Consider the following 25,232-nt stretch of genomic DNA (forward strand, 5'->3'; position numbering starts at 1 on the left):
GCTCGGGTCAGGCCTTCTACACTCGGGTCGGACTTTGCATGGTTATTGTTCACGCGGTGGGGGTCGTACAGGGGGTCCAGTGTCAGGTGACGACTGGAATCGTCAGGAACTGGCCAGGTTCTTACGCAGCAGGAGGGGCCGGGTCAGCCCCGATCAGGTGGGCCTGCCCACGGGGGGGCATCGGCGCACCAAGGGACTGAGAAGAGAGGAGGTGGCGGTTCTCGCGGGGCTCAGCCCCACCTGGTACACCTACCTGGAGCAGGGCAGGGACATCAGGCCCTCGACCCAGGTGCTCGACAGCCTGGCCAGGGTGCTCGGCCTCACCGAGGACGAGCGCCGCTACATGCACACGCTGGCGCACGGGCAGGTGGCCAACCCCCAGCCGCTGGAGCCCGAACTGGCGGCGGGAGAGGTGATGCGGGGGCTCGTCGAGCTGATGCGGCGGCACGAGTACCCGGTCTACGCGACCAACATCTACTGTGACGTGCTCGCGTGGAACCCGGCGGCCGCCGAGTGGTACGACGACTGGGGCGCGATGCCGCAGGAGCAGCGCAACTTCCTGCGCTGGGTGCTGCTCTCGCCGCTGGCGCGCGACCGGCTGCCCGACTGGGAGGAGGACACCCGAGACCTGGTGGCCCGGTGGCGCTCGGAGGTGGCCAGGTGGCCGGGCGACGAGCGCATGCAGGCCAGGATCGCCGAGTTCGCCAAGGCGAGCCAGGCCTTCACGCGCTTCTGGCGCGAGCACGACGTGCAGGAGCACCGCGCGCTCACCCGCGTCGTCAACCATCCGCGACTCGGCACGCGCAAGCTCCGGATCATCCTTCTGTTGTCTCCCGACGAGCCGAAAGTCGGCGCGGTTATCCATTATCCAATGGATGCGTAAACCGAAATCACCAGGAAATGCAATTGCCGCAACATGTCGTCTCCCGATATTTCGTCAGCTGTTAATTGACAGTCCTGCCCTCGCGCCAGACCTTGGGTGATGTCGTGAACCATCAATACGGGTGCGCGATCGCCGCGAATTCACCGGCGACCCGCGCGCAGACGGGAATGGGACCATGCACGAGAACAATGGGCGAGATCCCGTCGCCATCGTCGGTGCCAGCTGCAGGTTGCCCGGTGCGCAGGACCTGGGCCAGCTATGGGAGGTCCTCACCGAGGGCAGAGACGTCATCGGCACCATTCCGCACGACAGGTTCGACATCGAGACCAACCACGGCAGGCGGCGCGACGTCCTGCGCGGCGCCGGCGGCTATCTGGACGACATCACCGGTTTCGACGCGCGTTTCTTCGGCGTCTCGCCCTTCGAGGCGGTCAGGCTCGACCCGCAGCAGCGCGTGCTGCTGGAGGTCACGTGGGAGGCGCTCGCCGACGCAGGCATCCCCGCAGAGAGCCTGGCGGGCACCAACACCGCCGTCTATACGAGCCTGCTGTCGTCGGGCTACTGGGACCTGCTGCGCGGAGTCGGCCTCTACGACATGCACGCCGCGCTCGGCGCCGCCGTCAGCGGCATCTTCCCCGGACGCGTCTCCACCCTGCTCGACCTGCGCGGCCCCAGCATGGGAGTGGAGGCGGCGTGCGCCACGTCGCTGCTGGCCGTCCACGTGGCGTGCAGGGCGCTGTGGTCCGGCGAGACCGACCTGGCCATCGTCGGCGGCGCGAACCTGCAGATCGTGCCCGACCTCTACTTCTCCCTCGCCGACGCGGGCGTGCTGTCCAGTTCGGGCAAGTGCATGTTCGGCGACGTCCGCGGCGACGGCTATGTGCGCAGCGAGGGCGTGGCCAGCGTGATCCTCAAGCCGCTGTCGCACGCGCTGCGCGACGGCGACCGCGTCTACGCCACCATCCTGGGCTCCTCCTGCACCCATGACGGCCGCACCGGCGGGTCCATGGTCGCGCCGGGCCTGGAGGGGCACCGGCAGATGCTGCGCTCGGCCTACCTCGACGCCGGCGTCTCCCCCCGCGACGTCGGCTACGTCGAGGCGCACGGCCCCGGCACCCGCGCGGGCGACCCGACCGAGCTGGCCGCCCTCGACGCGGTCCTCAGGGAGGGACGCGAAGAGGGGAACAGGTGCCTGGTCGGCTCGGTCAAGTCCAACATCGGCCACACCGAGTTCGTGGCGGGGCTGGCGGGCCTGCTCAAGACCGCCCTCGCCGTACGGCACCGCACGATCCCCGCGACCCTGCACGTCGAGGAGCCGCACGAGGTGCTGCGGGAGCCGTACCGGGCGGTGGAACTGGCCGCCGCCACCCAGGAGTGGCCGCGGCCCGACCAGCCCGCCGTGGCGGGCGTGAGCTCCTTCGGCATGTCGGGCACCAACATCCACCTGGTGCTCTCCGAGGCGCCCCAGCCGGACGAGCGCCCCGCGGCGCGGCCGAGGCCCGTCTACGTGCTGCCGCTGTCGGCGCGTGACCCGCAGGCGCTGCGCGAGCTGGCCGCCGACTACGCCGACCTGCTGGAGGGCGAACCCGAGCTGGAGGACGTGTGCTTCAGCGCCGGCGCCCGCAGGTCCCAGCTCGACCGCAGGCTGGCCGCCGTCGGGCCCGACGCCAAGTCCCTGGCCGCCTCGCTGCGCGCGTTCAGCGAGAGCGGGCTCGACGACGGCAGGTCGCTCGTCGCGGGCGAGAACCGCGTGGCCAGGCAGCCCAGGGTGGTGTTCGTCTTCCCCGGACAGGGCGCCCAGTGGGCGGGGATGGGCAGGGACCTGCTGGCCCGCGAACCGATCTTCGCCTGGCACTTCCACGAGTGCGCCAAGGCGGTGGAGGCCGAGCTCGGCTACTCGCCGGTCGACGTGCTGCTCGGCGAGCACCCGATGACGGCCGTCGACGAGATCCAGCCGACGCTGTGGGCGATGCAGGTCGCCCTGGCCACGGTCTGGCGCGAGTGGGGCATCGAACCCGACATGCTCATCGGCCACAGCATGGGCGAGATCGCCGCGGCGGTCGTCTCGGGCTCGCTGAGTGTCGCCGACGGCGCCGCCGTCGCGTGCAGACGCGCCCGACTGCTGCGCGACACGGGCGGGTCGGCGGGCGCCATGTGGGCCGTGGCGCTCGGCGAGGACGACGCCTACCAGGCCATCGGCGAGCACGCCGGACAGGTGTGCGTGGGCGTGGTCAACAGCAGGTACGCCACCGTGCTGTCGGGCGAGGCCACGGCACTCGAGCACGTCGTCGGGCCGCTGAGGCGGCGCGGCGTGTTCTGCCGCAGGGTCGACGTCGACTACGCCTCGCACGCCCCCCAGGTGGAGCCGCTGCGCGACGCGCTGCTCGACACGCTGTCCGGGCTCAAGCCCGCGCAGGGCACCGTCCCGCTGCACTCCAGCGTGTGGGGCAGGGTCGTCGAGGGTGAGGAGCTGGACGCCCGCTACTGGTTCGAGAACCTGCGGCTGCCGGTCCGCTTCGCCGACGCCGCGCAGGCCGTCATGGACGGCGGCAGGCCCACCGTCTTCATCGAGATGAGCCCCCACCCCCTGCTGCAGTCCTCCCTCGAGGAGGAGATCCAGGCCAGCGGAGCCAGGGGCGCGGTCGTCTCCTCACTGGAGCGGGCCGAGCCGGAAGCCGACGTCCTGGCCACGGCGCTGGCCAGGGCCTTCGCGCTCGGCTGCAGACCCGCGTGGGAGCGGCTGCACCCCGAGGGCGGGTTCGTCCCCCTGCCCGCCTACCGCTGGCAGCGGCGGCGTTTCTGGCCCGACTCGGCCAAGAGCGCGCAGCCGCCTGAGCCCGCGCCCGCCGCCTCTTCCTCGCGGCCCGACCTCGCGGGGCTGTCGGAGGCCGAGCTCGCCGCCTCCGTCGCCCGCCTGGCCGCGCAGGTCCTGGCCGTGCCTGGACACGAGGTCGGCGTCGACACCCCGCTCGCGCACCTCGGGCTCGACTCGGTGCTGGCCACCAGGTTCAGGGACAGGATGCGCCGCGACCTGGGCGTGGACGTGCCGATCCGCAACCTGCTCGGCCCCGGCACGCTGCTCGAACTGGCCACCGAACTGCGAGCCTCGGCCTGACCGCCTCGGGAGGAGGGCCCGCCTCGGGAGCCTCCTCCCGGGTGGCAGTCGGACTGCCAGTATCAAGCGGCTCTGGGACATGTCCGCCGCAGACCCGAAGATGGGTGCCATGGTGATCGCCGTGATGACCGCGCTGGTCGGCGGTGCGCTGGTGTCAGGGGTCTGGGTGAGCGTCCTGCTCACGATCTTCACCCCAAGGGGAAGACCGTCCAGGCTGGTCCGCGGCACGCTGCGGACCCTCGCCTCCGTCCTCGTCGCGGTCGCGGGACGGCTGCCGCGCCGGGTGCGCGAGCCGCTGCTCGACCTGTGCGCGCCACTGGCCGTCTTCTCGGTGGCCGCGATCTGGCTCGGCGTGTCGTCCGCGGGGTTCGCCCTCCTGGACGGCACGCCGCTGCGGGAGGCCGAGTGGGCCTCGAGGGGACTGCTGCTCGCGGCCGTCACCGCCTACCTGCTCCGCTTCCTGCACGCATACGGCAGGCGCGAACGCCTCGTCGCCAGGCTGGCGGGCAGCGTCTGCAACCCACGCGACGCCGACGCGCTGCTGGCCGCCTACCTCAGGACCGGCTCACGCGACCATCTCGACACCCTGTTCGCCGAGTGGACGGGCTGGATGACCGAGGTCGAGAGCACCCACATCGCCCACCCCACCCTCACATTCCGCAGGCCCGCAGGCGACCTGGACTGGCTGAAGGCGGCGGTCATCGTGCTCGACGTGGCCGCGCTCACCGAGGCGCTGGCCCCCAGCTGGGCTCCCGCCCACACCCGCGCCCTGCTCGACACCGGCACGCGCTGCATGCAGCGCCTGGCCGCCGAGCTGTGCATCAGGCTCCCGACCGTGCCCGTCAGCCTGCAGGGCCGCGAGGAGAGCAACTTCTCCGACACCCTGCGCACCGCCCACGACGCCGGCCTGCCCGCCGAGTGCGACGCGCAGGCCGCGTGGGTCGTCTTCCAGCACCGGCGCACCGGCTACGCGCCGCACGCCTACGCCATCGAGGCGCGGCTGCACTACGAGCTGGACTGATCGGACTCCTGCCAGGTCCACTTCGGGACCGCGCGCAGCGGGTGGAGCTCGTCGTCCGTGGCGGCGCGGGAGTTCTGCTGGGCGACCCGCGAGCCGAACTCCAGGTGCTCGCGCACCGCCTCGCGGAACGGCTCGTCGCCGGGCAGCCCCGCCTCGTCGAAGGCCTCCATGTACAGCGCCACGAAACGCTCGCGCTGCTCGTCGGTGATGTCGAGGTGGCGGTGCACCTGGATGAGGTAGTCGAAGCCGAGCTCACGGGTGAAGCGGTCGGGGCCGCCGAAGGACTCGGCCGTGAACCAGGTCAGGTGATCGACGTGGGTGGCGCGACGCTCGGGAAACAGCTGCTTGAGCAGGGGATCCTCGAGGACCTTCGCGTAGAAGATCTCCTCGAGCCTGTGCAGCGCCTCATCGCCGCCTGCGTGCGAGTACAGACTGGTCATGCACCCACCTTCATGGTCACCCGCGAGGTTGTCCAGCGCGTTCGCCCTCAAGGAAACCCGTCGAGCTGCGTTAAGTCAGCCTGTCCGCCGCGCTCGGGCCGTCCTTACCGTGGTCCTCCGGATCGCAGGCGGAGGAGGAGATCGTGCGCGCAGCCGTGATCACGCAACTGAACTCACCGTGGGAATTCAAGGAGCTCGCCGACCCCGTGGCGGGACCCGGCCAGGTCGTCGTCCGCATTCACGCATGTGGCATGTGCTTCAGCGACGTCCTCGTCCACCGCGGGCACTGGCCCGTCCAGCTGCCCATCGTGCCCGGCCACGAGCCGGTCGGCGAGGTCGTCGAGCTCGGCCCCGGCGTCACCACGCTACGGGTGGGCGACAGGGTCGGCGTCTCGTGGATGCAGCGCGGCGAGGGCCGCTGCGTCCACTGCCAGAGCGGCAGGCCGGTGCGCTGCGAGCACACCCAGACCTGGATGGACCTCGGCGGCGGCTACGCCGACCTGATGCTGGCGTGGGAGAGCGGCTGCACGCTGCTGCCCGAGGGGCTGTCCTACAGCGATGCGGCGGTCGCCTTCTGCGCCGGGTTCACCTCGATGAGCGGCCTGCGCAACGCCGACCCCCGCCCCGGCGAGCGGGTCTGCGTGCTCGGCGTCGGCGGCCTCGGCCACATGGCCGTCCAGCTGGCCGCCGCCATCGGCCTGGAGACCGTCGTGCTCACCACCTCGCCCGACAAGGCCGAGTACGCCAGGCAGCTGGGCGCCACCGAGGGCGTCGTCGTCGACGGCGACCCGGGCAAGGCGCTGACCGAGGCGGGCGGCGCCGACATCATCCTGGCCACCACCACCTCGGCCGAACAGGTCGCCAAGGTGCTGTCGGGCCTGCGGTACGGCGGGCGCCTGGTCACCATGGGAGTCACCGGACCGCTCCAGGTCGAGGACATGATGACGCTGCTGTTCAAGCAGTGCTCCATCAAGGGCAGCACCCACAACAACCGCTCCGACCTGGTCGAGGTGCTCGACCTCATGGCGCAGGGCAAGGTCGTCCCCCGCGTCGAGAAGTACCCCATGGCCGAGATCAACGAGGTGCTCAAGCGCGTCGAGGCGGGTCAGGTGCGCTACCGCGCCGTGCTGGAGCACGACTGACATGCCCGAACCCAGCATCGTGGTGGCCAACAGGGAGCACCTGTGGTGGCTGCTCATCGAGGCCTCCCAGCTCGAACACATGATCATGTGCCAGTACCTGTACGCCGAGTTCAGCCTGAAGGAGGCGGACGAGCTCACCGCCGAGCAGGCGGAGGCGGTCGGCAGATGGCGCACGACGCTCCACGGCATCGCGGTCGAGGAGATGCTGCACCTGGCCCTCGTCGCCAACCTGATGGCGGCCATCGGCGCGGCGCCCACCTTCGGCAGGCCGAACTTCCCCCAGCGCTCGGGGTACTTCCCCTCGGGCTTCCAGCTCGACCTGCTGCCCTTCGGCGAGCAGGCGCTGCGGCACTTCCTGTTCCTCGAACGGCCCGAGGGCATGCCGATCGAGGACGCCCACGAGTTCGTTCCCGCCGCGCCGAGCCGCACCACGCTCGTGCCCGAGGAGCTCATGCCGCGCGGGCAGGAGTACACCACCATCGGGCACCTGTATCGCGGCCTCGAGGAGGGCCTGCGCGCGCTGTGCGACAGGCTGGGCGAGCAGGCGGTCTTCGTCGGCTCGCCGCGCGCCCAGGCCACGCCCGAGCTGTTCCGCTGGCCGCAGCTGATCGCCGTCACCGACCTGAAGTCGGCGCTCGCCGCCATCGACATGATCATCGAGCAGGGCGAGGGGTCGCGCGGCGACTGGCGCGAGGCCCACTACGGGCGCTTCCTGGCCATGTGGGAGGAGTACCGCAGCCTGTGTGAAGCCGACCCGGCCTTCGAGCCGGCCAGACCGGTCTCGCCCGGATACCTGCGCCAGCCGTACGACATCGGGAAGCCGGTGCCGCTGCTCACCGCCACTGACGCGCGCGGTGTCGCCGAACTCGCGGTCGTCGCGTACGAGCTGATCCTGCACGTCCTCACGAGGTTCTTCACCCACACCGACGAGAGCGACGAGCAGCTCGGACTGCTGGTGGGCACGGCGATCGGGCTGATGGCCCAGGTGCTGAGGCCGCTGGCGACCGCCATGACCAGGCTGCCCTCAGGTCAGGAGGGACGCACGGCGGGGTTCGCGTTCGAGATGTACTACGCGATGACCAACTCCGTGCCGTGGCGCGAACCCTCGTGGGCGCTGCTGCACGAGCGGACGCTCGTGCTGGTCGACCGCTGCGCGGAGATCGAGCGCGCCGGCGGCGCGCCCGCCGAGGTGGTCGCCGCTGGACGGCGGGCCGCCGAGGTCGCCGAACGGCTGGCCGCGCACGTGCCGCCGCACCTGCGGCCGACCTCACGAACTGCGTGAGCGACTTGCCGAGGTACGAACCGGTTCTTTGACCGCCGTCGCGCAGCCGTAAAAGCATTTCCGCAGGAGGCAGTATGAAAACCAGCGCCGACATCACGCCCGAGCTCCTGGACGGCCGGTGGCGCAGCCCGTTCGCGGCCGAGGTCTTTCCCGGGATCTACGGCATCGACGACTTCTGGCTGCGCAGCCCCTTCTGGGCCATCCACTTCAACTCCTACAAGGACCCCGACTGCCGGGAGCGGCTCTTCGAGCTGATCATCACCGGCTTCTTCGACGTGCTCGGCCCGAGCGCGGTCACCGAGGGCGCCAGGGAGGTCGACTTCTCCCGCACCAAGACGTGCCTGCGGCTGTTCGACGACGCTCTCATCACGGCGGCCGAGGGGGTGAAGTCGGGCAGCGGCCACTGGGAGAAGGGCGAGTGGCAGGACGTCTCGCTCGGCGGCTGCTCGCCGATCGACCTGCCGGGCGTGGACGAGTGCCCGCTGGAGTACGACCTGCTGGGCATCGCGGGCGACCGGCTCTACTTCGGCCAGCGCCACCACGACGAGGCGGGTTCGATCTGGACGCGCCGCTCACCCGGCCTGCTCGACTACTACGTCGTGCGCGTGACGGGCGAGCCGCCGCAGGTCGGCCACGGGGCGGAGTGGGGCCCGCCGGAGTGGTTCCGCCTCACCAGCTCCCACCCGACCAGAAGTGGAGACAAGCTGTGACCACCACACAGGCAGCGGTCGTAGAGGGGCCAGGGGCGCCCTTCACGCTGCGCGACGTCGAACTCGACGACCCCAGGCAGGGCGAGGTCCTCGTCAGGATGAAGGCGGCGGGCATCTGCCACACCGACCTCACCGTCGCCGCCGGGCTCATCCCCTTCCCGCTGCCGGGAGTGCTCGGTCACGAAGGCGCCGGCGTGGTCGAAGAGGTCGGCCCCGGGGTGACCAAGGTGCGTCCCGGCGACCACGTCGTGCTCACCTTCACCTCCTGCGGCGCCTGCGCGTCCTGCAGGCTGGGCCACCCCGCCTACTGCACCACGTGGATCCCGCAGAACCTCATCGGCGGCAAGCGCGTCGACGGCACCTCGCCCATCAGCAGGGACGGCGCGCAGCTCGGCGGGCGGTTCTTCGGCCAGTCCTCGTTCTCCGAGCTGGCGATCGCCGACCAGCGCAGCGTGGTCAAGGTCGTCGACGACCTGCCCTTCGAGCTGCTCGCGCCGCTCGGCTGCAGCATCCAGACCGGCACCGGCGCGGTGTGGAACACGCTCAAACCCGAGCCCGGCTCCTCCATCGCGGTCATCGGCACCGGCTCGGTGGGCCTGGCGGCCGTCATGGGCGCGGCGCTCATGCCCGTCGCCGAGATCATCGCCGTCGGCCGCAGGCAGGACCAGCTCGAACTGGCGACCAAGTTCGGCGCCACCCACACCGTCGACAGCAGCCAGGCCGACCTCGCCACCGCCCTGCGCGAGATCACCGGCGGCGCGGGCGTGGACTACGTCGTCGAGGCCGTCGGCAACCCCGACGTGCTGCGCGGCGGCATCGAGGCGCTGGCCCCGCGCGGCGCGGTCGCCGTCGTCGGCGCGCCGCCGTACGGGGTGGAGGTCTCCATCGACGTGCACCGCCTGCTGCCGGGGCGGCGCATCCTCGGCGTCTGCGAGGGCGACAGCGACCCCGACAGGCTGATCCCCCTGCTGGCCAGGCTGATCAAGGCAGGCCGCCTGCCGATCGAGCCGCTCGTCAAGGAGTACCGCTTCGCCGACATCCAGTCGGCCGTGGACGACTTCAAGGCCGGCAAGAACCTCAAAACGATCCTGCGATTCGGCTGAGAGGCAACCATGGAGATATTCGAGCTCGGCGACTTCCAGCTCATCTCGGGAACCACGATTCCCGGAGCGCGCCTGGCCTACCAGACCTTCGGCGAGCTCAACGCCGCCAAGGACAACGTGATCGTCTTCCCGACCTTCCTCGGCGCCCCCGCCGAGGTGCTCAACGGGTGGATCGGCGAGGGCAGGCCGCTCGACCCGAGCAAGTACTTCATCGTGCTGCCCGGCCACTTCGGCCTCGCCCCCTCCTCCGCGCCCAGCACCACGCCCGCGCCGTTCGCGGGCTCCGCCTTCCCCGAGGTCACCATCGGCGACGACGTCATCGCCCAGCACAGGCTGCTGGCCGAGAAGTTCGACGTGCACGAGGTCCGCCTGGTGCTCGGCTGGTCGATCGGCGCCATCCAGGTCTACGAGTGGGCGCTCAGGTTCGGCGACGTCGTGCGGCGCATCGCGCCGATCGCGGGCGCGCCGACCCCGCCCCCGTGGACCAAGCTGTGGCTCAAGACCGTCGTGGAGGAGCCCATCACCGCCGACCCCAACTGGAACGGCGGCGACTACCAGGACGCGACCGCCGTCAGCGGCGGCCTGGCCAGGGTCGCGCACGGCTCGGCGCTCACCGCGCCCCCGCGCACCTTCTACTACGGCAGCGCGGAGGTGTGGCGCACGCTCGGCTTCGAGAGCGTCGACGGCTTCGTCCAGGGCTTCTGGGAGGGCTTCTGGCTGCCACAGGACCCCAACGACGTGGTCGTCCAGGCGCGCAAGGCCCGCACCTCGTGGCCCGGCGCCGACGGCGAGACCCTGCAGGAGGTGCTCGGCCGGATCACCGCCAGGACCACCGTGGCGGTGCTCACCGGCGACTCGCTGTTCCCGCCCGCCGAGTGCAGGCAGTACGCGAGCTGGATCCCCGGCGCGCAGTTCAGGGAGATCGACAGCGTCTACGGTCACCTGGCCACGTTCGGGCTCAGCGAGCAGGACGTGAAGGCGATCGACGACGTCATCAGGCACGCCCTCGAAGGCTGAAGGGAGGCCCACCTTGTCCCAGGCAGAGTTCGTCAGGTTCCTGCGGGCCGCTCGCGACAGCCCCGCCATGCTCGAACGCTACGCGCCCATGGACATGTCGCGGATGATGTTCCACGCGCGCGGCGACGGGTTCACCTTCACCATCAGCGAGGTCGGCCAGGTCGTGGGCAGGCTGGAGGTCGACGTCGTCGTCGGGAAGGACGGCGAGCCCTTCGACGGCTCCAGCGCCCTGTGGCGGCAGATGTGGGGCAGGCGCTACCTCGACTACCTGGTCCACGACGTCGTCTCCCGCTTCACCGACGAGGAGCTCTCGTGAGCACATCAGGCCTCATCGACTTCCTGCGCGGGCTGGCCGACCGGCCCGAGCTGCTGGACCGGCTCAAGGACAAGCCGAAGAGCGCAGTGATCGCCGCCGCGGGCGGATCCTTCACCGAGGAGGAGTTCAACTCCTTCGTATGGGACCTCGAGGAGCGCCTGGCCAAGTCGCGCGGCGAGGCCTTCGACGCGGAGTTCTCGCTCTGGCACCTGCTGTGGGGCCAGTACTACCTCGAGTTCCTCGTCCACGACCTCGTGCCCACCCTCGACAGGGAGCATCAGCTATGAACGGGTTGTACCTCGGGCGTGAATGGAACGTCGAGCACGACAGGCGCGCCAAGGTGAGCGACGCCGAACTCCGCTACACGGTGCTCGGCGAGGGCGAACCCGTGCTGTGCATCCACGGCACCAGCATCGCCGACAGCCTCATCACCCCGTTGCGGTTCCACCAGCCGCTGCTGGACGACTACCAGTTCATCAGCTACTACCGGGCCGGCTACAACGGGAGCACGCTGGAGAAGGACGCGCTCAGCATCGAGGAGGGCGCCGAGCACGTCAGGGAGCTCCTCGACCACCTGGGCATCGAGAAGGCGCACATCATGGCCTTCTCCTTCGGCGGCGTGATCGCCTTCCAGTTCCTGCTGTCGCACCCCGAGCGGGTGCGCAGCGCGATCCTGCTGGAGCCGTACCTGCCGCGCGAGGAACCCCAGGCGATCCAGGCCAACATCGACGCCTTCATGGGCGCGATGAAGCTCTACGAGAGCGGCGACAAGCTCGGCGCGGCGCAGCGGTACATGGAGTCGGTGTGCGGGCCGAACTTCCTGTCCGCCGTGGAGATGACGGGGCCGCTGAACGTGTGGGAGAGGGTCGAGGAGTGCGTCGACACGACGTTCACCGTCGACTTCCCCGCGATCTCCCAGTGGGGTTTCAAGCCGTCCGAGGCGGACCGGCTCGTCGACGTCAAACCGGCCATGCCCGTGCTGGCCATGATGGGCCTGGACAGCGAGTCGGCGATGCCGGGGTTCAGGGAGACGCAGCGCTTCCTGATGAACTGGCTGCCCCAGGCCGAGCGGTGCGGGATCCCCAACGCGACGCACGGGATGCAGAGCATGAACCCCGTCGCCGTCGCCGAGGCGGCCCACGCGTTCCTGCGTCGCGTCAGCGCCTCCTAGTCAGGTGCGCGACAGCCGGTCGGCGAGCCTGATCGGTTCGGGCAGGCGGTAGGCGGGCGTCATGCGCAGGACGTGGGCGCAGGCGTTGTCGAGGCCGACCCGGTGGCCCTGGGACACGTAGACCGGTTTCACACCGTGCCGCGTCCGCAGCGCACGGCCGACGACCTCGCCGTCGAGCAGGATCGGGCTCCACGATCCGCGCTCGGCGGCGGGGTCGTCGTGCGTTCCCACGAAGGCGGTCTTGGCCACGCCGATCACCGGCAGGCCGGTCAGCACGCCCAGGTGGCAGGCCAGGCCGAAGCGGCGGGGGTGCGCCAGGCCGTACCCATCGCAGACGAGCAGCCCCGGCGTCACCGTGAGCCTCTCCATGGCGGCCAGCAGCGGCGGCAGCTCGCGGAAGGCGAACAGGCCGGGCACGTAAGGGAAGGCCGCGCGCCTGCGGACGACCGCGCTGTCCACGACCCGCAGCGTGCCGGCCTCAAGGACGACGACGGCCCCTGTCACCTCGTCGCGGTCGGTGGCGTAGCCGACATCGAGCCCGGCCACGAACTCGACCCGCTCGGGCCCCTGGTCGTCCAGGTCGACCAGCGGGCGCAGCCGCTCCTGTACGGCCTCGGCCTCGGCGATCGTGGTGGGCCACGGGTGTGCTGACGTCATCCCGCCATCCAACCGCCTCCCCTGCCCTCCCGCACCTCGCCATGGGTGGTGGCCGCCGGGGACCTCAGCCCGGAGGAGCGGCCAGGCCTTCGGCGAGCGGGCCGTGCGCAGGCTTCCACCGCGGCGGCGGACGAGGGGGAGCCCGATGACTCCGGTCGTGCCTGCCAGCCTTCATCGCGTTCCCGCCTTCGGCGCGGCCTCGTTCGTACGGCGGGCGGCGGCCAGAGCCGGCACCCCGATGACCAGAAGCGCCCAACTGCCCGTGACGGGGAAGTAGAGCACGCACAGCGGGATGCCCATGGCCAGCAGGTACCACCCGATCTGCGCGGGCACCCGCCCCGTCGTCCGTACGGCGTGCAGGGTCAGCGTGCCGAGGGCCGGCAGCGCGATGCCGGACACCATGAACCACACCGTGGACTCACGGGCCCAGAAGTCGGGCGCCTCGGTGTCGGCGACGCTGCCCAAGAAGCCGTCGCCGGCGATGGCGGCCCAGGCGTTGGGCTGGGCGAAGGCCCAGTACGAAGTGGAGATCGCGGCAGCGGGTCAGTCCGTTCATCCGTTCCCTCTCCGATGGTGCGGCGCCAGGCGCAGGGCCAGCGCGTAGATCTCTCGAAGGTCCTCCGCGACCACAGGAGGCACGACCTGCTGGGCCCCGACCAGCACCAGGTAGAGCAGGTGCGCCATCGGCTCGACATCGGCCTCGGGCCCGCCCAGCTCTCGCCACAGGGACTTGACGTAGTCGACGCGCAACCGGTCGACGCGCTGCTGGAGGGCCTGGACCTCGGAGTCCTGCAACGCCCACGCGCGCATGGCGATCTCCAGCTCCTGGTTGCCGCCCTTGTCCTCGAGGATCAGGTTCATGAGGCGGTGCAGCCTGGTGGCCGCGGGACCGCCCCCGATCTCCGCGCCCGCGATGTAGCGGCTGGTGTGCTCGGCCTCGAAGTGTTCGAGCAGATCGGTCTTGAACCCGGACATGCCTTTGAAGTGGTGGTAGAAGGACCCTTTGGTCAGGCCGAGCTCGGCGCACAGCCGCTCGATGGTCAGCGCGGGGGCGCCACCCTCGCTCAGCACCAGGAGCCCTGCTTCCAGCCAGTCACGCTTGCTCGCCATACGTGAACCGTACCATACGGAATGGTGTGGATTTACGTTACGAAAGCGTAATATCTCACCGGGTTGCGTGCATCGAGGAGCCCGGCCTTTAATTCGGCGAGCCATCCAAACTAACTCAGGGGAGTGGCGTGGGTCGCATCGGGAACGGCGCGTACGGCGGGCCTGCCGACCAGGCGACGGTCCGCCGCGCCAACCTCTCGCTCGTCCTGCGCCACGTCAGCGGCAGGGGCCCGCGCTCCCGATCGGCCGTGGCCGCCGAGACGGGCCTGAACAAGACCACCGTCACCAGCCTGGTGGCCGAGCTCCAGGCCGGGCGCCTTCACCGCGACCCTGACCGTCAGGGACCCCCAGGGTCTGACCGGCACCGCCAGCGTGGTGATCAACGCGGGCAACACCGCGCCGACCGTCTCGCTCACCTCGCCCGCCGACGGCCGGCTGTTCTCCTTCGGCGACACCGTGCCCTTCCAGGTGACGGTCACCGACCCCGAGGACGGCACGATCGACTGCGCCAAGGTGAAGGTGAACTACCTGCTCGGCCATGACATCCACGACCATCTGATCACCTCGAGGAACGGCTGCTCCGGCTCCATCGCGGTGCCCGCCGACGGCGAGCACGACACCGCCGCCAACATCTACGGCGTCTTCGACGCCGAGTACACCGACGCGGGCGGTCTGACCGGCCACAGCAGGCGCGTCCTTCAGCCGCGTCACCGGCAGGGCGAGCACTTCGGCGCCCAGCAGGGCGTGCAGGCCGCCGACTTCACCACGGCCAACCTGGCCCAGTACAAGGCGGTGGTCTTCCTCAGCACCACGGGTGACGTGCTGAACGACGCCCAGCAGAACGCGTTCGCGAGCTACGTGGACACGCCGCCGCCGACACCGAGTACGGCTGGCCGTACTACGAGCGCCTCGTGGGCGCCTACTTCGCCAGCCACTCCAACATCCAGCAGGCCACCGTGAAGACCGAGGACCGCGCCCACCCCGCGACCGCTCACCTGGGCCCGACCTGGTCGCGCACCGACGAGTGGTACAACTACCGCACCAACCCGCGCGGCTCGGCCCGCGTCCTGCAGAGCCTCGACGAGGGCAGCTACAGCGGCGTCTCCATGGGCGGCGACCACCCGATCACCTGGTGCCACCCGCAGTCCGCCGGCAGGGCCGTCTACACGGGCCTCGGCCACACCCAGGAGTCCTACGCCGACCCCGCCTTCAGGAGCCTCCTGCTCGGCGGCATCCGCTACGCGGCGGGCGCGATCAAGGCCGGGAGACCGGATACACGCCGATCTACAACGGCTCCACCGGCGGCTGGTCGCAGGCAGGACCCGGCTCGTTCGCCAACGCCGACGGCACCCTCACCTCCCAAGGCGGGATGGGCCTGCTGTGGTGCTCGGCGAAGGAGTACCGCTCCTACTCGCTCAAGCTCGACTGGCGGATGGCGGGCGACGACAACTCGGGCGTCTTCGTCGGCTTCCCCCCGTCGAGCGACCCGTGGTCGGCGGTCAACAACGGGTACGAGGTGCAGATCGACGCCACCGACACCCCCGACAGGACCACGGGCTCGGTCTACGGCTTAAAGTCGGCCGACCTCGCCGCCCGCGACGCCGCGCTGAACCCGCCGGGCCAGTGGAACACCTACGAACTGCTCGTCCAGGGCGAGCGGCTGCAGGTCTTCCTCAACGGTGTGAAGATCAACGACTTCACCAACACCGACCCGGCCCGCAGCCTCGTCCAGGGGCACATCGGCATCCAGAACCACGGCGACGGCGACGACGTCTCCTTCCGCAACATCCGGATCAAGGAACTCGGCGGTGGCGGCCCGATCACCGTGGAGGGAGAGGCATACACCGCGCAGTCCGGCGTCCAGCCCGCCGACCACGCTCCCGCCAGCGGCGGCCGTACCGTCGGCTACATCAACAACGGCGACTGGGCGGCCTACGGCGGCGTCGACAGCGCCGGAGCCACCGGCTTGTCCGCGCGCGTCTCCTCCGCCGGCTCGGGCGGCACGATCCAGATCCGCGCAGGCTCGCCCACGGGCCCGCTGCTCGGCTCGGTGGCCGTCCCCGTCACCGGCAGCTGGGACACCTTCCAGACCGTCTCCACCACGCTGACCGGCTCGGCCTCGGGGCCGGTCCACCTCGTCTTCACCGGCGGCGGCGGCGGCTTCCTGTTCGACGTCGACACCTTCACGCTGGTGCGCTCGTGAGGCGCGCCCTGGCGGTGCTCGTGGCCGTCGTCCTGGCCGTCCTCCTGGCTACGACTCCGCCGACCCCGGTGAGCGCGGTCACCGCCCGCCACGTGCGGCTGAACGTCATCACCTCGACGAACGACTCCGACCACGCGGCCCGCGTCTTCGAACTGGAGGTGCGCGGCCGCTGACCGGATCGCCCTGCGCGGGACATCCTCCACCCCGCGCAGGGCGGTCACCCCGTCCCATCCCTCACGACGCCGCGGCGCTCGGCGAAGGCGTGAGGCTCGACAGGTAGCCCACCTTGTCCTTGATCGGCACCTGTACCCGCACCGTGCCCGCCCTGCTGAAGGTGAACGTCATCGGGACCCACCCCGTCTCGCGCACCCCCGTGACGGTGGCGATCGGCTGGCTGGTCCCGACCGGCTGCTGGGACGGCACCTCGAGCGGTGCGGCCAGCCGTACGGACCCGCCCCCTTCGACGCTGATCCGCTCCAGACGATCGGGCTGTGACTGATCGTTGACGAGCACCGCGTACAGGTGTAGCTCGGCGGGTGGCGGCTGCCCTGGCACGCCGCCGAGCAGGAAGGCGTTGAGCAGGTGCAGGCCGCGCTGGTAGGCGTTGGCCCCCTCGTTCGCCGGCTCGTAGAGGTAGGTGCCCTTGGCGTTGTCGATCGTGTCGCCGGCGCACGCGGCGGTGGCGAGGGCGAGACAGAACGCGGTGGCCCCGATGACGCGAAATCTCGACACGGCAGCCCTCCTGTCACGAGGAGTCGGAACTGTCGCGCTACCCCCGCCGACCCACCTGTAACCCGCCATTCCCGCAGGTCGCACGGGGAAACCGGCCGCCAAGGGGATCCCCGTCGGGATGTTCGCCCGCCTCGACCGCTGATCGGCCGCACCGGTCCGGTGGATGGTGTTCAGTGCGTCGCCGGCGGTCCACCGGTAGTGGGCCTCGAACACATGAGCCGCCCGGCCGCGGCGATCGCGTCGCCCGGCATGCTCGCGTTGACCTGCACCACGACGACGCGGCGGCCGTCCTCGGTGCTCATGGCGGCGCCGCCGTACCCGAGGATCAGGCCGGAGTGGGTGAGCACGTCCACGCCGCAGTAGAGACGCTCGGAGAAGACGCCGTACCCGCCCTCGCGCATCACTCGCCCTTCCAGCCGCGCGCCGCCGAAGAGCGAACGGTAGAAGGCGGCCACGTCCGCGACGGTCGATACGAGCCCGCCTGCGGTCCAGAAGATCGACGCGTCCACTCTGGTGGCGCCGTCCCGCCCGTGTGCGAGGCCGTCGGGTTGCAGGGAGGACGGCAGTTCGGTCGAGGGCAGGGCGATCCGATCGCGAACCAGCTTCTCGTACGGCTCGCGCCGCAGCCTCTCCAGGATCATGCCCAGGAGGATGTAGTTGGTGTTGGAGTAGGAGTAGGTACCGGGTGGACCCGCGGGGCCCGCCTGGGCGACGAGTTCGCGTGGCTGCCACCTCCTCAGGTGCCCGCCGTCCTCCAGCTCCTTGGTGAAGCCGGGAGCGGTCAGGTAGTCGGGGATGCCGCTGGTGTGCGTGAGCAGGTCGGCCACGGTGGCCCTGGTGCTGATCACGCCGGGTAACAGGCTCTCGACCCGGTCGGTGACCGCCAGCCGCCCCTCGCGGACGAGCTGGAGCACGAGCGCCGCGGTGAAGGTCTTGGTGATGCTGGCGATCCTGAACCGGTGATCGGTCCGCATCGGTACCCGCTTCCTGGCGGCGCCCGCGGCGGCCTGCCACACGCGTTCGCCGTCCAGCACGTAGGCGACCGCTCCCGGCGCCCCCGCCCGCACCAGCCGCTCGACCTCCGCCCGCGCATCGGGAGACCCCGCCGGAACCCTGGTGGGGGCGGCCGGGGGAGTGGCCGGAGCGGGCTTGGCGGAGGGAGGGGCCGAGGTCTCGGTCATGGCGGCCGGGGTTCCGATCGGGGTGGGTGTTCCGGAGGCGCAGGCCGATAGCCCCAGCAGCAGGGCGACGGCCGCGGCACGTAATCCCATCCGACGACGATACGTCATTCCACGAAGAAGATCGGCTCTCTGCTAGCAACCTGTGTTGACTAACTTGGGATTAGTCAACTACGGTTGCTTGTATGCCCGCTGATGACATTCCAGCCTCCCAGGAGCCCGCCGACGCGCTGGCGGCGGTGGCGGCGTTGCGGCGCCTGGCCGATCAGATCGAGGACGCCGCCGTCGAGCAGGCGATGCGAGCGGGCTGGAGCTGGCCGCAGGTCGCCGAGGCGCTCGGAGTGACGCGCCAGGCGGTCCACAAGAAGCATGCCCAGCGGCTCATCGCCGCCGGCGTCAAGCTGAGGAGGCGCTGACGATGACCGCCTTCGACGCCCGCTGGCGGTCCATCCGCTCGGCAACCGCTGCCGTGACGTCATCGATTTGGACGCCCTGACGGATGCGGACCTGCTGCAGGACTGTGGTGGTAAACCCGGCAGTCTGAATCAAGCCGGGGAAGGTCCTGGACTGGTAAGCCCGAACGAGGGAGGTGCGATCGTAGATAGGCCGAACCGAAGCTCGCGCCTGGCGAAGGCCCGCGCGGTTCAGCCGTTGGTACGTGACCCACATTCCAGCCGTGGACTGCTGCTCGGCGAGCAGCTCGTTCGTGCGCTGTGGAGAAACACCGCACACCTGACCAGGTACGAACGTCTTCAGCGGACGGTGGGCGGGTACTGTGCTCAATCTTGCTGACCTTCGTGTTGCCATGCCAACCGGCGCGGGCCGCCAGCTCTTGATGTGCTCCGATCTTGCGGTTGCCCGCCCTTGCCCTGACGTGATGAGCTTCAATGCCAGGGGCGAGACGGTCAAGAGGTCCGAGTCAACGGCAGCCATCTCGGGTCAGCACGACGTCAGCACGTGTGCTGGCAGCAGCCACGAAAGTCCATAAACAACAAGAAGCCCCAGACTCGCGGCACTGGCCGTGAGCTGGGGCTCTGTCTCATGTTCGACCAGGTCAGACCCGGTCTGCTCTAGAGCGTGGTGGACGATACTGGGATTGAACCAGTGACCTCTTCCGTGTCAGGGAAGCGCTCTCCCGCTGAGCTAATCGTCCTTGTTGAGTTGGAACTCAGAGCGGAAGACGGGATTCGAACCCGCGACCCTCACCTTGGCAAGGTGATGCTCTACCACTGAGCCACTTCCGCATGTCGCTCGAACTACTTTAGCGGATCCGGGAGGTTCCGCGTGACGCACGAGGTGGAGACGGGATTTGAACCCGTGTGGACGGCTTTGCAGGCCGCTGCCTCGCCTCTCGGCCACTCCACCAGGAGATCTTGCTCCGAGCGGAAGACGGGATTCGAACCCGCGACCCTCACCTTGGCAAGGTGATGCTCTACCACTGAGCCACTTCCGCGTGTTATCCAGCGATTTGCTCGCCGACCACGGGAAAACCATATCGCCTTTGGCGAGTGCACGTGCGCAACGTGCCGCCGTGGGGGGCGATTTTCACGACACCACGCGCACGTCGTCCGCCTTGACGAACATCACCCTGTGCCCGAGCTGGATCTGGTGGTAGCGGAGCCTGCCGCGGACCATGACGTGCTTGTCCGGGTTGAAGTGCGACGCCGCCAGATACGACCCCCGCAGCGTCTGCCCGAGCGAGTAGTACTGCCCTCGGTGCAGCGTGTACGGCAGCGCCGCGTGCTCCTGGAACTTCACCCCTCGCGGGTAGGCCGACCTCTCCGGGTACGCCCTGCCGTACACCTCGACCTTGTCGCGGATGGGGGTGACCAGCGGGCCCGAGGCGCGCACGGCGGTGGGCTGGGAGGGCGGGTTGCGGAACCACGCCTTCTGGCCGAGGTACCAGATGGCCGTCCAGTCGCCCGAGGTGCCGGCGAGGGCGTAGCGCTGGCCGACGGAGGCGCGGGCGCTCTGGTCGTAGACGCTGAAGGTGGAGGCCCCGTTGGGCCGCTTGCCGATGTCGTCGACCAGGGGGGCGTCGTCGCGCGGCTCGGTGTGGAGCCAGACGGTGGTGGCGCCGTGCGGTTCGCACGGCTTGCCGGGGCGCTTGCGCACGCAGCCGACGAAGGCGGGCTGGTGCAGGTCGTAGTCAGGCTTGATGATCACGGACCGGCCGCTCGTCTTGCCCTCGATGGGCGCGTCCATCATGGCGAAGAACCGCGCCCAGTCCCAGTAGGGCCCGGGGTCGTCGTGCATGCCGGGAACGCTGTCGGCGTTGGAGCCGGGCACGTTGTCGTGGCCGATGATGTGCGCCCTGTCGAGCGGCACGTCGTACCGGGTGGCCAGGTAGCGGACCAGGCTGGCGGACGAGCGATACATCGCCTCGGTGTACCAGGTGCCGCCCTGGGCCAGGTAGCCCTCGTGCTCGATGCCGATGGAGCGGGTGTTGACGTCCCAGTTGCCCGCGTGCCACGCCACGTCCTTGGTGAGGACGTGCTGGGCGACGTGCCCGTCGACGGAGCGGATCGTGTAGTGCCAGCTGACGTACTTCGGGTTCTTGACCAGCGAGGGGATGCCGCCGTAGGAGCCCTCGGTGTCGTGGATCACGATGTAGTCGATCTCCCGTTTGGACCTGAGCCTGTCGTGGTTGCCGTAGTCGTCCTTGCCGAAGCGCTTGTAGGCGGCGGGCATCCACTCGCACTCCAGCGTGGCGGGGCACTCGGTGTCCGAGGCGGGCGCGACTCTGAGGGCGGGCACAGGGGTGGCTGGCAGCCGTACGAGCGACCCGTCGTCGGTGCGGCGCTCGACGCCGTCGCGCATCACGTCGAACACCTCGTTCGCGAAGGACGCGCTGGCGTAGCGGACGATGGCCTCGTGCCAGGCGAGGGGGTCGGGGCTGAGCGGGGAGCCGAGCCTGCGCTGCTGGTCGGCCAGGAGGGCGGCGCCGCCCCTGAGATTGGCGGCCCTGTCCTGCCGCAGACGCTCGACCGGCAGTCCGGTCAGCCGCGCGGCCAGCTGCAACGTCTGCTCGTCTTGCCGGATCATCGTCAGGGGCGGGTGGGTGATGCTCATCGGCCGTGAGTCGTCGCCCCGCGGGTCGCCCGTGTGGTGCTGTCCCGCCTCGGGTACGGCCTCGGCGTCCACCAGGTGCATCGGCCCGTACCCGCCCGACACGCTGGGCCGCCAGTCGTGGGAGTCCCAGCGCGACTCGAGATAGGAGACGCCGAGCAGCACGCTCTCCGGCACGCCGTACTCCTTGGCCGCGGCCTGGAAGTCCTCCTGAGCCCCGCCCGATGCGAGCACGGACAGAAGTGCGGCGGCGGCCCAGAGCAGCATGAGAACCCCCTGCTAAACGAGATCAGTCAATTACGTAGCGTAACGGGCGAGTTTCTCGCGGCTTTCGCGCGATATGGCGATCTCTGTGCGCATGTCGGCCTCCCAGGGGTGTGCAAGCACTCCATCCATGGGCGTGTCGCCTTTGAGAGAGTGATTCCTGCCCGATTTCGGGCAGGAATGTTGGCATGCCGTGTGATCCCTGCGTAGGGTCCTCCCCTGTGCATCCTTACGAGGACCTCATCGCGCACCTGACCAGGACGAGCCAGCTCGCCCCCGGTGAGGCTGCGCGCGTGGTGGCCGAGGTGGTGGCGTACTTCTCCGAGCCTGTCGAGGAGTTCGTACGGCGCCGCCACGGTGAGCTGAAATCTCGCGGCCTCACCAACGACGAGATCTTCCCCAGGATCGCGGCGGAACTACCGGCGCGGCGCGTGGCGGCACCCGAGTTGTCGCTGCGTCAGCTGCGCAGGCTCGTCTACGGATAAGAAAGGTTGGCCCATGTGCGGAATCGTCGCCTATGTCGGCAGCAAGGATGCCGCGCCCATCCTGCTGGAAGGGCTGCAGCGCCTGGAGTACCGCGGCTACGACTCGGCCGGGGTGGTGGTGTCCAACAAGGGGCTCAAGCTGCGTAAGGTCAAGGGCCGCGTGGCCGACCTCGCGAAGGCCGTACCCGCCAGGTTCAAGGGAACGCTCGGCATCGGGCACACCCGCTGGGCCACCCACGGCGTGCCGAGCGACGAGAACGCCCATCCGCACCTGTCGTCCGACGAGCGCATCGCCGTCGTCCACAACGGCATCATCGAGAACGCCGACGAGCTGCGCGCCAGGCTCGTCGCCGAGGGCGTGACCTTCGTCTCCGAGACCGACACCGAGGTGCTCGCGCACCTGATCGCCCGGACGGTGACCGAAACCGACACCCTCGAGGAGGCGGTCAGGAAGGCGCTCAAGAGCATCGTCGGCACCTACGGCATCGCGGTCGTCGACTCCGAGCGGCCCAAGGAGATCGTGGTCGCCCGCAACGGCAGCCCGATCGTGCTCGGCCTCGGTGAGAAGGAGATGTTCGCCGCCTCCGACGTGGCCGCCCTCGTCCGCTACACCCGCCAGGTCGTCCACCTGGAGGACGGCGAGCTGGCGGTGCTGACCGCCGACGGCTTCCACACCTTCGCCAGCGGAGGGCGCGAGACCGCCAAGGAGCCGCTGACCGTCGACTGGGACGCCGGCCACTACGACACCGGCGGCTACGAGCACTACCTGCTCAAGGAGATCTCCGAGCAGCCCGAGTCGATCGCCCGCACCCTGCGCGGCCGCCTCGACGAGCGCTTCCACATCGCCCACCTGGGCGGGCTCAACATGGACGCCCGCGAGACCCGCTCCTTCCGCCGCGTGAAGATCATCGGGTGCGGCAGCGCCTACTATTCCGGCCAGATCGGCGCCCAGCTGATCGAGGAGCTGGCCCGCATCCCCGCGGACGCCGAGCCCGCCAGCGAGTTCCGCTACCGCAACCCGGTCGTCGACCCCGACACCCTCTACGTCGCGATCAGCCAGTCGGGCGAGACCTACGACACGCTGGCGGCCGTGCAGGAGCTCAAGCGCAAGGGCGGCCGGGTCATCGGCATCGTCAACGCCGTGGGCAGCGCGATCGCCAGGGAGGTCGACGGCGGCATCTACCTGCACGCGGGCCCCGAGGTGTCGGTGGCCTCCACCAAGGCGTTCACCTCGACCGCGGTCGCCTTCGCCCTGCTCGCCCTGCACTTCGGGCGGGTGCACGACCTGTCGCCCGCCGACGGCCGCCGCATCGTCGAAGGACTGCGCGAGCTGCCGACGCAGATCGAGAAGATCCTCAAGCAGGGCGACCGCATCGCCGAACTGGCCAGGAAGTACGCGGTGCACCCGAGCATGATGTTCGTCGGCAGGGTGCGGGGCTACCCGGTGGCCCGCGAGGGTGCGCAGAAGCTCAAGGAGATCTCCTACATCCACGCCGAGGCCTACCCGGCCAGCGAGCTCAAGCACGGGCCGCTCGCGCTGATCGGGCCCGAGCTGCCGACCGTGGCGATCGTCCCGGACGACGAGCTGCTCGACAAGAACCTCACCACGCTGGGCGAGATCAGGGCGCGCGGCGGGCGGGTGCTCATGATCGGCCATCGCGAGCCCGACGCCAAGCTGGCCGACGACGTGATCGTGATTCCGAAGAACGAGATCGAGCTTGACCCGATCCTGCTCACGATCCCGCTGCAGCTGCTGGCCTACCACGCGGCCGTGGCCCTGGAGCGCGACGTCGACAAGCCGCGCAACCTGGCCAAGAGCGTCACCGTGGAGTAGGCGGAACGAGAGGGAGGCCCTCAGGGGAGCAGCAGGCCCCAGTAGAGGGCCCAGGGGATCATGACCGCGCCCGCCGTGACGAGCAGGCCGAGCCGTACCCGCTCGGAGCGCCGCTCGGCCCTCCGCCAGGCGCGCGCGGTCAGCACGGTGGCGACGGCGACGGCGACCGTCAGCGCCTGCAGCAGCAGCCAGAGCACGGGCCGTCCCGCCAGGACCGGTCCGGGCTCGGCCAGCTTGCCGCCCGTCCTCATCAGGAACATCAGGTAGCCGAAGCCACCGGCCACCACGGCCAGCCCCGAGCCCGCCAGCAGCCTGGGCGCGGCGCTCGACGCCACCCCCGTGCCCCTGATCCGGCGGACGCCGGCGGCGAGCGGATAGCCGAGGAAGGCGACCAGGAACAGCAGGAGCGCGGCGGTCTGCACGGGCGCCGACTCCCACCAGGACGGCGTCGGCACCGCGATGGTCGCCGACGCCTGCTGCGCCCGCGTGGTCGCCTCCGGCGGGCTCGACAGGGGCGCGCGCCCCGCGGCGACGTCCGACACCCATGAGCCCACCAGGTCGGGGTAGCCGGGGGCCAGCTCGGGCAGCCTGGTGACGCCGCCGTCGGGGCTCTGATGGGCGGCATGGTCCGCGCCGGGGAACAGGCGCAGCGTCACGTGCTCGTTGCCGCCCTCCGCCAGGGTCCCCGCCATCAGCGGAGGGCTCTCCTTGGGCGGGGTGAGCAGGTCGTTCGTGCCCCAGATCGCCAGTACAGGCTGCCGGACCCTCCGCAGCACGGGCAGCGGGTCGTACCAGGGCTCGGGGTACAGCCCGCCGTCGGCGATCGCCCGGTACAACGTCGGCACCGCCCTGTCGGGCAGCGAGCCCGACACGCCCGCCTTGCGCAGGCCCGCCGACACCGCCCACGCCTGCTGGCGCAGCGGCTGGTGGGAGTTGGCGCCGACCAGCACCGCGAACGCGACGTCCGCGGAGCGGGAGGCGGCCAGCGGCACCACCCATCCGCCCTCGCTCAGCCCCCACAGCCCGACCCCGGCCGGATTCACACTCGGCTGGCGGCGCAGCGCCGCCACCGCGCCGAGGGCGTCGTCGGCCAGCTGCGAGTAGGACCGCACGAACATCGAGTAGCCCACGCTGCGCTTGTCGTAGACCAGCACCGCCATGCCGCGCCTGGCGAACTCCACGGCCTCGGTCATGAGCTTGGTCCTGGGCGTGCCCTCGCCCGCGCCGTGCACGAGCACCATCCCGGGCCGTGCGCCGCGTCCGTCCTTGGGGGACAGGACCGTCCCGTGCAGGGTGAGACCTCCGCTGCCCGCGAAGCTCACCTCCGTCGCGGCCAGGTCGGCGGGCACCGGCACGGGAGGCGCCGGTGCTCCGGTCGGCGCGGCCTGCGCCGCCGCCGGTACGGCCAGCGCCATCAGCACGGCCATCGCTGTGATCACGAATCGCTTCATGTCGCCGAACATACTCTGCAGAGACTTATCGGCAAAGAGGTGTCTGCAG

Annotated in this window: 25 protein-coding genes, 4 tRNA genes and 1 pseudogene; 17 read left to right on the forward strand and 13 right to left on the reverse strand. The window is 70.3% G+C overall.

Features of this window, described 5'->3' with window-relative positions; genetic code table 11:
* The first annotated feature begins 79 nt into the window (after positions 1 to 79).
* From AB0B45_RS42905 to AB0B45_RS42915, 3 genes are all read left to right on the forward strand, one after another.
* A complete protein-coding gene (locus AB0B45_RS42905) occupies positions 80 to 883 on the forward strand; it encodes a helix-turn-helix transcriptional regulator (RefSeq protein WP_358143366.1) in 804 nt (267 codons plus the stop codon).
* 175 nt (positions 884 to 1,058) lie between these two features.
* Positions 1,059 to 3,998, forward strand: a complete 2,940-nt coding sequence (locus AB0B45_RS42910) for an acyltransferase domain-containing protein (RefSeq protein ID WP_358143368.1) — start codon at positions 1,059 to 1,061, stop codon at positions 3,996 to 3,998.
* Positions 3,999 to 4,107: 109 nt separating this feature from the next.
* Positions 4,108 to 5,019 carry a hypothetical protein gene (locus AB0B45_RS42915; RefSeq protein WP_358143370.1) on the forward strand — a complete coding sequence of 304 codons (912 nt, stop codon included), beginning with the start codon at positions 4,108 to 4,110 and terminating at the stop codon, positions 5,017 to 5,019.
* On the opposite strand, the gene AB0B45_RS42920 is transcribed toward AB0B45_RS42915, so the two are convergent.
* A complete protein-coding gene (locus AB0B45_RS42920; RefSeq protein ID WP_358143372.1) occupies positions 5,004 to 5,459 on the reverse strand; it encodes a group II truncated hemoglobin in 456 nt (151 codons plus the stop codon). The genes AB0B45_RS42915 and AB0B45_RS42920 overlap by 16 nt on opposite strands.
* A gap of 143 nt (positions 5,460 to 5,602) precedes the next feature.
* Between AB0B45_RS42920 and AB0B45_RS42925 the strand changes: the two genes are divergently transcribed.
* The 8 genes from AB0B45_RS42925 to AB0B45_RS42960 all read left to right on the forward strand — a co-directional run bounded on the left by AB0B45_RS42925 (position 5,603) and on the right by AB0B45_RS42960 (position 12,200).
* A complete protein-coding gene (locus AB0B45_RS42925; RefSeq protein WP_358143374.1) occupies positions 5,603 to 6,601 on the forward strand; it encodes an alcohol dehydrogenase catalytic domain-containing protein in 999 nt (332 codons plus the stop codon).
* Position 6,602: 1 nt separating this feature from the next.
* On the forward strand, positions 6,603 to 7,883 hold the full coding sequence (locus AB0B45_RS42930) for a ferritin-like protein (protein WP_358143376.1): 1,281 nt from the start codon (positions 6,603 to 6,605) through the stop codon (positions 7,881 to 7,883).
* A 74-nt stretch (positions 7,884 to 7,957) separates the two neighbouring features.
* On the forward strand, positions 7,958 to 8,593 hold the full coding sequence (locus AB0B45_RS42935) for a hypothetical protein (RefSeq protein ID WP_358143378.1): 636 nt from the start codon (positions 7,958 to 7,960) through the stop codon (positions 8,591 to 8,593).
* Positions 8,590 to 9,696, forward strand: coding sequence for an NAD(P)-dependent alcohol dehydrogenase (locus AB0B45_RS42940; RefSeq protein WP_358143380.1), 1,107 nt, complete (start codon positions 8,590 to 8,592; stop codon positions 9,694 to 9,696). The genes AB0B45_RS42935 and AB0B45_RS42940 overlap by 4 nt, the downstream gene beginning before the upstream one ends.
* A gap of 9 nt (positions 9,697 to 9,705) precedes the next feature.
* Complete coding sequence (locus AB0B45_RS42945) at positions 9,706 to 10,713, forward strand: alpha/beta fold hydrolase (protein ID WP_358143382.1); 1,008 nt, start codon at positions 9,706 to 9,708, stop codon at positions 10,711 to 10,713.
* 13 nt (positions 10,714 to 10,726) lie between these two features.
* Positions 10,727 to 11,029 carry a hypothetical protein gene (locus AB0B45_RS42950; RefSeq protein WP_358143384.1) on the forward strand — a complete coding sequence of 101 codons (303 nt, stop codon included), beginning with the start codon at positions 10,727 to 10,729 and terminating at the stop codon, positions 11,027 to 11,029.
* Positions 11,026 to 11,316 carry a hypothetical protein gene (locus AB0B45_RS42955; RefSeq protein WP_358143386.1) on the forward strand — a complete coding sequence of 97 codons (291 nt, stop codon included), beginning with the start codon at positions 11,026 to 11,028 and terminating at the stop codon, positions 11,314 to 11,316. Before AB0B45_RS42950 ends, AB0B45_RS42955 begins: the two co-directional genes overlap by 4 nt.
* Positions 11,313 to 12,200, forward strand: a complete 888-nt coding sequence (locus tag AB0B45_RS42960; protein ID WP_358143388.1) for an alpha/beta hydrolase — start codon at positions 11,313 to 11,315, stop codon at positions 12,198 to 12,200. The genes AB0B45_RS42955 and AB0B45_RS42960 overlap by 4 nt, the downstream gene beginning before the upstream one ends.
* Here AB0B45_RS42960 and nfi read toward each other — a convergent pair whose 3' ends face one another.
* The 3 genes from nfi to AB0B45_RS42975 all read right to left on the reverse strand — a co-directional run bounded on the left by nfi (position 12,201) and on the right by AB0B45_RS42975 (position 13,967).
* Entirely contained in the window at positions 12,201 to 12,857 is a 657-nt protein-coding gene (nfi, locus tag AB0B45_RS42965) for a deoxyribonuclease V (protein ID WP_358143390.1), read from the reverse strand.
* Positions 12,858 to 13,028: 171 nt separating this feature from the next.
* Positions 13,029 to 13,388, reverse strand: coding sequence for a DUF6463 family protein (locus AB0B45_RS42970; protein WP_358143465.1), 360 nt, complete (start codon positions 13,386 to 13,388; stop codon positions 13,029 to 13,031).
* 21 nt (positions 13,389 to 13,409) lie between these two features.
* Positions 13,410 to 13,967, reverse strand: a complete 558-nt coding sequence (locus AB0B45_RS42975; RefSeq protein ID WP_358143392.1) for a TetR/AcrR family transcriptional regulator — start codon at positions 13,965 to 13,967, stop codon at positions 13,410 to 13,412.
* 375 nt (positions 13,968 to 14,342) lie between these two features.
* On the opposite strand from AB0B45_RS42975, the pseudogene AB0B45_RS42980 reads away from it, so the two are divergent.
* The 3 genes and pseudogenes from AB0B45_RS42980 to AB0B45_RS42990 all read left to right on the forward strand — a co-directional run.
* Positions 14,343 to 15,151 (forward strand): annotated as a pseudogene (locus AB0B45_RS42980) (ThuA domain-containing protein); the annotation flags it as partial.
* The gene (locus AB0B45_RS42985; RefSeq protein WP_358143394.1) at positions 15,100 to 16,170 is read left to right on the forward strand and encodes a family 16 glycoside hydrolase; all 1,071 of its coding nucleotides are present in this window, start codon (positions 15,100 to 15,102) and stop codon (positions 16,168 to 16,170) included. The pseudogene AB0B45_RS42980 and the gene AB0B45_RS42985, both read left to right, overlap by 52 nt.
* A complete protein-coding gene (locus AB0B45_RS42990; RefSeq protein ID WP_358143396.1) occupies positions 16,167 to 16,343 on the forward strand; it encodes a hypothetical protein in 177 nt (58 codons plus the stop codon). The genes AB0B45_RS42985 and AB0B45_RS42990 overlap by 4 nt, the downstream gene beginning before the upstream one ends.
* A gap of 61 nt (positions 16,344 to 16,404) precedes the next feature.
* Here the strand turns inward: AB0B45_RS42990 and AB0B45_RS42995 are convergent, their stop codons facing one another.
* Positions 16,405 to 16,902, reverse strand: a complete 498-nt coding sequence (locus AB0B45_RS42995; protein ID WP_358143398.1) for a hypothetical protein — start codon at positions 16,900 to 16,902, stop codon at positions 16,405 to 16,407.
* Positions 16,903 to 17,072: 170 nt separating this feature from the next.
* The gene (locus tag AB0B45_RS43000) at positions 17,073 to 18,173 is read right to left on the reverse strand and encodes a serine hydrolase domain-containing protein (RefSeq protein WP_358143400.1); all 1,101 of its coding nucleotides are present in this window, start codon (positions 18,171 to 18,173) and stop codon (positions 17,073 to 17,075) included.
* A gap of 92 nt (positions 18,174 to 18,265) precedes the next feature.
* Here AB0B45_RS43000 and AB0B45_RS43005 point away from each other — a divergent pair, with 92 nt between their 5' ends.
* Positions 18,266 to 18,496, forward strand: a complete 231-nt coding sequence (locus tag AB0B45_RS43005; protein WP_358143402.1) for a hypothetical protein — start codon at positions 18,266 to 18,268, stop codon at positions 18,494 to 18,496.
* Here AB0B45_RS43005 and AB0B45_RS43010 read toward each other — a convergent pair.
* From AB0B45_RS43010 to AB0B45_RS43035, 6 genes are all read right to left on the reverse strand, one after another.
* On the reverse strand, positions 18,477 to 18,863 hold the full coding sequence (locus tag AB0B45_RS43010) for a Scr1 family TA system antitoxin-like transcriptional regulator (protein ID WP_358143404.1): 387 nt from the start codon (positions 18,861 to 18,863) through the stop codon (positions 18,477 to 18,479). The genes AB0B45_RS43005 and AB0B45_RS43010 overlap by 20 nt on opposite strands.
* Positions 18,864 to 19,158: 295 nt before the next feature.
* A tRNA-Val gene (locus AB0B45_RS43015) sits at positions 19,159 to 19,233 on the reverse strand.
* 19 nt (positions 19,234 to 19,252) lie between these two features.
* Positions 19,253 to 19,324 (reverse strand) — tRNA-Gly (locus AB0B45_RS43020).
* A 50-nt stretch (positions 19,325 to 19,374) separates the two neighbouring features.
* Positions 19,375 to 19,445, reverse strand: a tRNA-Cys gene (locus AB0B45_RS43025).
* A gap of 16 nt (positions 19,446 to 19,461) precedes the next feature.
* A tRNA-Gly gene (locus AB0B45_RS43030) sits at positions 19,462 to 19,533 on the reverse strand.
* A gap of 92 nt (positions 19,534 to 19,625) precedes the next feature.
* Entirely contained in the window at positions 19,626 to 21,416 is a 1,791-nt protein-coding gene (locus tag AB0B45_RS43035) for an N-acetylmuramoyl-L-alanine amidase (protein ID WP_358143406.1), read from the reverse strand.
* A gap of 185 nt (positions 21,417 to 21,601) precedes the next feature.
* Between AB0B45_RS43035 and AB0B45_RS43040 the strand changes: the two genes are divergently transcribed.
* Together AB0B45_RS43040 and glmS are read left to right on the forward strand one after the other, a co-directional pair.
* A complete protein-coding gene (locus tag AB0B45_RS43040) occupies positions 21,602 to 21,898 on the forward strand; it encodes a hypothetical protein (protein WP_358143408.1) in 297 nt (98 codons plus the stop codon).
* A 13-nt stretch (positions 21,899 to 21,911) separates the two neighbouring features.
* Positions 21,912 to 23,732: a glutamine--fructose-6-phosphate transaminase (isomerizing) gene (glmS, locus tag AB0B45_RS43045; RefSeq protein WP_358143410.1), complete on the forward strand. Its 1,821-nt coding sequence runs from the start codon at positions 21,912 to 21,914 to the stop codon at positions 23,730 to 23,732.
* Positions 23,733 to 23,752: 20 nt separating this feature from the next.
* Here glmS and AB0B45_RS43050 read toward each other — a convergent pair whose 3' ends face one another.
* Entirely contained in the window at positions 23,753 to 25,183 is a 1,431-nt protein-coding gene (locus tag AB0B45_RS43050) for an alpha/beta hydrolase (protein ID WP_358143412.1), read from the reverse strand.
* Positions 25,184 to 25,232: the final 49 nt, after the last annotated feature.

The sequence above is a fragment of the Nonomuraea sp. NPDC049152 genome, from assembly GCF_040648355.1.
Classification (GTDB): Bacteria; Actinomycetota; Actinomycetes; order Streptosporangiales; family Streptosporangiaceae; genus Nonomuraea.

Coding starts and splice junctions, on each gene's coding strand:
- AB0B45_RS42910 (WP_358143368.1), top strand. CDS start 1,059: ATGCACGAGAACAATGGGCGAGATCCCGTCGCCATCGTCGGTGCCAGC.
- AB0B45_RS42915 (WP_358143370.1), top strand. CDS start 4,108: ATGGTGATCGCCGTGATGACCGCGCTGGTCGGCGGTGCGCTGGTGTCA.
- AB0B45_RS42920 (WP_358143372.1), bottom strand. CDS start 5,459: ATGACCAGTCTGTACTCGCACGCAGGCGGCGATGAGGCGCTGCACAGG.
- AB0B45_RS42930 (WP_358143376.1), top strand. CDS start 6,603: ATGCCCGAACCCAGCATCGTGGTGGCCAACAGGGAGCACCTGTGGTGG.
- AB0B45_RS42935 (WP_358143378.1), top strand. CDS start 7,958: ATGAAAACCAGCGCCGACATCACGCCCGAGCTCCTGGACGGCCGGTGG.
- AB0B45_RS42945 (WP_358143382.1), top strand. CDS start 9,706: ATGGAGATATTCGAGCTCGGCGACTTCCAGCTCATCTCGGGAACCACG.
- AB0B45_RS42960 (WP_358143388.1), top strand. CDS start 11,313: ATGAACGGGTTGTACCTCGGGCGTGAATGGAACGTCGAGCACGACAGG.
- nfi (WP_358143390.1), bottom strand. CDS start 12,857: ATGACGTCAGCACACCCGTGGCCCACCACGATCGCCGAGGCCGAGGCC.
- AB0B45_RS42975 (WP_358143392.1), bottom strand. CDS start 13,967: ATGGCGAGCAAGCGTGACTGGCTGGAAGCAGGGCTCCTGGTGCTGAGC.
- AB0B45_RS43000 (WP_358143400.1), bottom strand. CDS start 18,173: ATGGGATTACGTGCCGCGGCCGTCGCCCTGCTGCTGGGGCTATCGGCC.
- AB0B45_RS43005 (WP_358143402.1), top strand. CDS start 18,266: ATGCCCGCTGATGACATTCCAGCCTCCCAGGAGCCCGCCGACGCGCTG.
- AB0B45_RS43035 (WP_358143406.1), bottom strand. CDS start 21,416: ATGCTGCTCTGGGCCGCCGCCGCACTTCTGTCCGTGCTCGCATCGGGC.
- AB0B45_RS43040 (WP_358143408.1), top strand. CDS start 21,602: ATGCCGTGTGATCCCTGCGTAGGGTCCTCCCCTGTGCATCCTTACGAG.
- glmS (WP_358143410.1), top strand. CDS start 21,912: ATGTGCGGAATCGTCGCCTATGTCGGCAGCAAGGATGCCGCGCCCATC.
- AB0B45_RS43050 (WP_358143412.1), bottom strand. CDS start 25,183: ATGAAGCGATTCGTGATCACAGCGATGGCCGTGCTGATGGCGCTGGCC.